Source organism: Bacillus sp. JJ1503 (genome assembly GCF_036965125.1).
In the GTDB taxonomy this organism is placed as follows: Bacteria; Bacillota; Bacilli; order Bacillales; family Cytobacillaceae; genus Cytobacillus.
Genome location: NZ_JBALOZ010000024.1, coordinates 1 through 6031, shown reverse-complemented (window position 1 = coordinate 6031; position 6031 = coordinate 1). Strand labels below are relative to the sequence as shown.

Here is a 6031-nt window from a genome sequence, read left to right as displayed (position 1 = left end):
TTGCAAATGCGCCTACAGCGGCCCCAATGCCCGGAACCAACTGAAGCATTTTGACAAAATCGATATAATCACGATACTCTTGCTGAAATTCTCTCCAGTCCATTTCCAAAACTTGAGACTTTCTCACATCCCATTCCTCAACAATCTGCCAGGTTTCTCTTCTCTTTTCACTGCTTGAAAAAGCCAGCTTGAACACATGAAGAATAAATAACCGTTCTTCATATTCATTTGTATCAAAACCGTAAATAGCTGCCGCTTCAAATAGAAATTTCATTTTTATCGTTAAAAGCAGCGGAAAGTCAGCCAATCCGAGCAGAATTCCGCCTGCTCCAGTTCCAGCTCCCTCAACGATAGCTGTTTTTTTATAGGAGGAGAATTTTTCAGTAAGCTTTTTATCCATTTCCTCTAGCGAATGGCAAGCTGTTTGTTTTTTTCGCGTTGTTAAATTGGAACCGACAAGTGTTGCCTTTACCATATTCTTTATACTGTCAGTTAGGATTTGATGTGCCTTTTCTGGGATCAGACTATTCACTTTTGTTTGTGCTTTTTTTGACAGGCGATTTAACATCCCGGATTTTTTAAATAATTTATGTTTCCACTCTTCAATCTCTTTATATGCTTGCAACTCATACTCATTCATATGCTACCCATCCTTTTTTTTCTTACTAATAAATACGGTAACGGGAATGAATAGTTTCATTCATATTCATGATTTCAGTCTTTTCGTAATATATACATTTGTAAAAAAGTAGGCAAAACCTAATCCAGCTATTAGAGTAATGAAGGCTAACATCCCCTCGCCTTTTAATAAAATCGCTATGGCTAATAAAAGGGATTGTAAATATAAAACCCTTGAGAGCAGCCGCTTAAAGGCTTTTTCTTTTAATTCCTCCTTGATTGGATAAAGCTTGATCCAAAGTTTATTTTGATGATGGTTCCAAAGAGGAATTAACTGAAACCCAGTTAAATAAATAAAAAGCAGCGCAACGATTGTCTGACCTAGTCCAAAGGAAATAAAATAAAGAACACCAATACAAATAAGAGTTAATCGGATAAATAACCCAAAGTAATCACCTGCCCGCAGAAAGGTTCTTACATAAAGATGGTTGAAAGTTTCCTTTTGTGCAAAGGATATCTTGCTGAACACCCAATCAAGCCATTTACGCCTCTTCACACGGTCCCTTAACTTCGGAACATCGGTAAATAAATTGGCTAGCCGATAGAAGGAAGTCATTCTTCTCTCTTCCATCTCGATTAAATACTCCCATTTCAAGCCTTTATCCATTGTATTTCTGTGATAAAAGAATAGTAAACCCATTAATAACAACACCACAGGAATCAGAAAAATAATTCTGGCATTCGAAAAGAGAAAGAAAAGGAAAACAGCATTTATCGCATATCTTACAAGCGAGTCAATGACATGAACTTTTGTTTCAACAAAATACAGGACCTTCCAGCGGACAATGACATTCAACGCTTTTATTATGAGAATCACGAATAAAAAAGGCATAAACTTATTAAAGTCCCCGTCATTCACCCTTGCGTACATTGGTATAAAAACACCAAGTCCAAGAAAAATAAGGTATGCGTGTACAGCAAAGCTCACTATAATTGAGCGGAAAAAATAGCGTGAAAGCTTGCTTTCCAATGGCAGCAGAAATATTTTGTCTGCTTCAGATAGAAAAGTACTGATTGGACTGTAGGTTAACAGTAATCCAATCACAACAGCCATTATGGCCGCCGCCGGAAATTGCTCAGGGACCGTTTTTAACCACTCCTGGTAAAAATATGCTGCTGTTCCAATTAAAAAAAGCAGTACAATTACTATATGACCATTAAATATATATCGGGAATAACGAGAAAGCTCCTTCATTCTTTGATTGAATCGCTCTCTCCACAACTTCTTCTCATCAAACATAATTTTCTTCCTTTGTCAGCTGAATATAAATATCATCTAATGTAGCATCCTGCATAGAAAATTGCTCCCTTAGTTCACTTAATGTTCCTTTTGCCCGGATCTTTCCCTCATGTAAAATGACAAAACGGTCACAATATCTTTCCGCAGTTGCCAGAATGTGAGTTGACATTAGAATCCCCGCGCCGTTTTCTTTCATTTTATTCATTAAATCAAGAAGGGATTGAATTCCAAGCGGATCAAGCCCGACAAATGGCTCATCCACAATATAAAGGTCAGGCTGAACTAAAAAGGCGCACATGATCATTACCTTTTGTTTCATCCCTTTTGAAAAATGAGCAGGAAACCACTTAAGCCTTTTTTCCATGCGGAATTCCTTTAAAAGCTTGTCCGCCCTTTCCTTATACTCCTCCATTTTTAACCCATAGGCCATGGCTGTTATTTTCAGATGATCTTCTAAAGTCAATTCATCATATAATATGGGTGTTTCTGGCACAAAGGTAAATTGCTTTCGATATGCTTCTTTGTCTTGATGGAATCTCTTTCCATTTATTGTGATTGTTCCGCTGTGCGCCTCCATTAACCCTATGACATGCTTGATTGTTGTACTTTTTCCTGCACCATTTAAACCAATTAAACCAACGAGTTCTTTTTCATTTACCTCAAAAGATATATCCTTTAATACGGGATTTTTCGTATATCCGCCCGTCACATTTTCAATTTTCAAAAGAGCCATGCTATAACGTCCTTCCCTATATACTACAACCATTGTAAAAAACACTTGAGCCAATTGTCCAATTTGCTTATCCTTTTTCTAAAAAATCTTTTCTAACATGTATATGAAATTTCAAGACGGGTATTCTAATCTATGAAGGGGAAACAAGCTATTTGATAACGTAAAGAATTATCAAATTTTGAAATGAGGTGTCTGTCGCAGACAATGAACATTTCAATATAAGCTAAGCTTCCAACGTTTTAAAAATAAGGGGATGGTTACATTGGGCAATGTTCTAATTAACCAAGAAGATCAAAGCGAATAACAACACTACACTTAAAAAATGAGGTGTTTGTTAAAGACAATATCCTGCTTTATACGTTTTAGTAAAAACTTATAAAGAATTGGGGATGGTCAGCTTGAACAATGATCGAATCTCTCTAGACGTAAACACAATCATTCAAGAATAAATGAGGTGTTTATCAAAGGGAATGACCTGAAATAGAAACGTATAAAAAGAAGCAATCCCCTTCACGAAGGCGGGATTCCCTAGCGGATCCTGCCTTTTATCCGTTTATTCATTATGGTATTATAGGGAATATTGAATAATCTTGGGAGAAGGAGTGTTTTGTGTGAGCAATTGTATTTTTTGTAAAATTGTTAATGGAGAGATTCCCTCAGCAAAGGTATTTGAAAATGAACATGTATTAGCTTTTCTTGATATTAGTCAGGTAACTAAGGGCCATACATTAGTGATACCAAAATTACATACTGAAAATATTTTCGATATGAATGCTGAAACAGCGAGAACGCTTTTTGAAGCAGTTCCGCAAATTGCAAACGCAATTAAAGAAGATTGTGAGCCTTTAGGAATGAACATTTTGCAGAATAACGGCAAGGAAGCTGGTCAAGAAGTCTTCCATTTCCATCTGCACTTAATCCCTCGTTATGGCAAAGGGGATGGCTTTGGCGCGGTATGGAAAACGCATAATTCTGAATATACCCCACAGGATTTGCAGGAAATAGCCAAAGGGATTAACAGTAGAATCGCATCGAAATAAAGAGATTAATCTTGTTAATTATCCACAAACTAAAGGAGCTCTTTCAACTTTTTGGAAGGCTCCTTTTTTTGCCACTTTTTTCAGAAAGTTTGTAATTCCTCCTGTACAAATGATTTATTTTTGTTACCATAGGATTATCTTTTTATCTTATTACAGCGTTAAGGCGAAGCTTATACTATTTTTGGAGGGGCTAATATGAAAAGAGCACTAAATTTTAATGCGGGACCAGCTGCTCTGCCGTTATCAGTATTACAAGAAGCTGAGAAGAATTGGCTTAATTATAACGGCAGCGGTATGGCTGTTATGGAATTAAGTCACAGAAGCAAAGAATATGAAGCGATTCATCAAAAAGCACAGGATTTACTACGAAGCATCCTATCGATACCAGACAGCTATGAGGTTCTGTTCCTTCAAGGTGGAGCAAGTCTTCAATTTTCAATGGTTCCGATGAATCTGATTACAGAAGGAAAGGTAGGAAATTATGCTTTAACTGGTGTTTTTGCTGAAAAAGCATTACAGGAAGCCGAAAAAATTGGGCAAACCTATGTTGCTGCCTCAAGTGAGAAAGAAAATTATCGTTTTATTCCTAATGTTAATGATATTGAGCTTTCAAAGGAAGCAGCTTATCTTCATATTACAAGCAATAATACGATTTATGGCACTCAGTGGAATCAATTTCCATCCAATAAAGAGGTTCCTTTAATTACTGATATGTCCAGTGATATTTTAAGTAAAGGAATAAATATTGAAGATTTCGATCTTATATATGCTGGGGCACAGAAGAACATGGGACCATCCGGGGTTACCGTTGTGATTATGAATAAGAAGCTCCTATCCAATTCAAATCGTTCACTGCCAACTATGCTAAACTACAATACTTTTGCAAAAAACAATTCCCTCTACAACACGCCACCAACATTAGCAATCTATTTATTAAAGCTTGTTCTTGAGTGGGTCGAGCAAGAAGGCGGTTTGCCAGTCATCGAAAAGAGAAATGAAGAGAAGGCGAAAATTCTATACGATTGTATGGACGAAAGTGAAGGCTTCTATATTGGACACGCTGAGAAAGAAAGCAGATCCAAGATGAATGTTACCTTTAATCTAAAAGATGAGGAAACATCGAAAGGTTTCCTTCAGCAAGCTAAGGAAGCTGGCTTCATTGGCTTGAACGGACATCGTTCTGTTGGAGGCTGCCGTGCATCAATTTATAACGCGATTCCGGTTGAACAAGTTGAACAGCTTGCAAAGTTTATGAAAGCATTTAAAAATAATTATTAACTGAAAAATTACTCTTTAATATAAAGCAATGTATGTTATAATTAGTGCAAGTTTCTTGCTGCAGGCAACGAGTGCACTGCAGAAGGGATAAATATTAATAGCTTAGTATAGCAGAGGAGAAGATGAGAAATGAATACGAAAAATCTTGTAGCCCTAGCCCTCTTAGTTGGGATGGGAACAGTATTGCATGCAGTTGTTCCGGGATTCTTTTTTGGAATGAAGCCAGATATGATGTTAACGATGATGTTTATTGGAATTATTCTTTTTCCAAATAAAAAGAGTGTGTTGCTTCTTAGTATAGTAACAGGAATTATAGCTGGTTTAACAACTACATTCCCTGGTGGCCTAATTCCAAATATCATTGATAAACCGATTACTGCATTTGTATTCTTAGGATTATTCTTAGCTTTAAAGAAATTCCAAAAGTCCATTGTTAGTGCAGCCATTCTTACAGCGGTGTGTACGATTGTATCTGGGATTGTATTTTTATCGTCAGCTTTATTCATTGTCGGTCTGCCTGGACCATTCACTGCTTTATTCGCAGCAGTTGTTTTGCCAGCAGCTGCAGTTAATACGATCGTAATGGTTGTCCTTTATCCAGTGGCGCTTTCAATTGTGAAAAGAACAAAACTAAATGATTCAACAGTCGTTATTACACAAAATAATGGCGCAGATCGTAAGCTTATTGATTAATAACGTGAAACAAAAACCCGCTTCATTAAGCGGGTTTTTACTTTATTGCAAGCTATACATAAAAGCACCTATTAATAATAAAACAATCCCCCCGGCTCCTAAGGCAGCTGCTCTTTTTCTCAATATATATTTAGGCGGGTAAAAACCTGGCTTTCTCATTGCTAACATGAAATAAACGCCACCGGCGATCAGAACGGCCCCAATTGTAAAAAATCCTGTTGTTATCCCTGACATACGGACCCCCTCCCCTCTTTCTTGCAACTTGCATGTAGTCTCTTTCTTTATCTTTATGCTTGAATCCTTGCTCGTATGTAAAAGGAAGAAAGGATTGATCCATACTAAGAAAAGCGGAAGCGCCTTCGGAACAAT

7 protein-coding genes are annotated in these 6031 nt (G+C 37.0%); 3 read left to right on the top strand and 4 right to left on the bottom strand.

Annotation, left to right across the window (positions count from 1 at the left end; genetic code table 11):
- From V7149_RS02895 to V7149_RS02885, 3 genes are all read right to left on the bottom strand, one after another.
- A partial coding sequence (locus V7149_RS02895) for an EcsC family protein (RefSeq protein ID WP_335344160.1) occupies positions 1–640 on the bottom strand: 640 nt, incomplete at its 3' end.
- A 66-nt stretch (positions 641–706) separates the two neighbouring features.
- Positions 707–1918 (bottom strand): ABC transporter permease, encoded by a 1212-nt coding sequence (locus V7149_RS02890; protein WP_335344159.1) that lies wholly within the window; start codon positions 1916–1918, stop codon positions 707–709.
- Positions 1911–2651 (bottom strand): ABC transporter ATP-binding protein, encoded by a 741-nt coding sequence (locus tag V7149_RS02885; protein WP_335344158.1) that lies wholly within the window; start codon positions 2649–2651, stop codon positions 1911–1913. Before V7149_RS02885 ends, V7149_RS02890 begins: the two co-directional genes overlap by 8 nt.
- A gap of 611 nt (positions 2652–3262) precedes the next feature.
- Here V7149_RS02885 and V7149_RS02880 point away from each other — a divergent pair.
- From V7149_RS02880 to V7149_RS02870, 3 genes are all read left to right on the top strand, one after another.
- A complete protein-coding gene (locus V7149_RS02880; RefSeq protein WP_335344157.1) occupies positions 3263–3691 on the top strand; it encodes an HIT family protein in 429 nt (142 codons plus the stop codon).
- Positions 3692–3886: 195 nt separating this feature from the next.
- The gene (serC, locus tag V7149_RS02875; RefSeq protein WP_335344156.1) at positions 3887–4969 is read left to right on the top strand and encodes a 3-phosphoserine/phosphohydroxythreonine transaminase; all 1083 of its coding nucleotides are present in this window, start codon (positions 3887–3889) and stop codon (positions 4967–4969) included.
- A gap of 129 nt (positions 4970–5098) precedes the next feature.
- The gene (locus V7149_RS02870; RefSeq protein WP_335344155.1) at positions 5099–5662 is read left to right on the top strand and encodes a tryptophan transporter; all 564 of its coding nucleotides are present in this window, start codon (positions 5099–5101) and stop codon (positions 5660–5662) included.
- A 42-nt stretch (positions 5663–5704) separates the two neighbouring features.
- On the opposite strand, the gene V7149_RS02865 is transcribed toward V7149_RS02870, so the two are convergent.
- The coding region (locus tag V7149_RS02865; protein ID WP_335344154.1) for a hypothetical protein at positions 5705–6031 on the bottom strand (327 nt) is incomplete at its 5' end.

What these genes read in the sequence shown, in the direction of transcription:
- V7149_RS02870 (WP_335344155.1), top strand. Translation starts at nt 5,099, where the DNA reads ATGAATACGAAAAATCTTGTAGCCCTAGCCCTCTTAGTTGGGATGGGA.
- V7149_RS02885 (WP_335344158.1), bottom strand. Translation starts at nt 2,651, where the DNA reads ATGGCTCTTTTGAAAATTGAAAATGTGACGGGCGGATATACGAAAAAT.
- serC (WP_335344156.1), top strand. Translation starts at nt 3,887, where the DNA reads ATGAAAAGAGCACTAAATTTTAATGCGGGACCAGCTGCTCTGCCGTTA.
- V7149_RS02890 (WP_335344159.1), bottom strand. Translation starts at nt 1,918, where the DNA reads ATGTTTGATGAGAAGAAGTTGTGGAGAGAGCGATTCAATCAAAGAATG.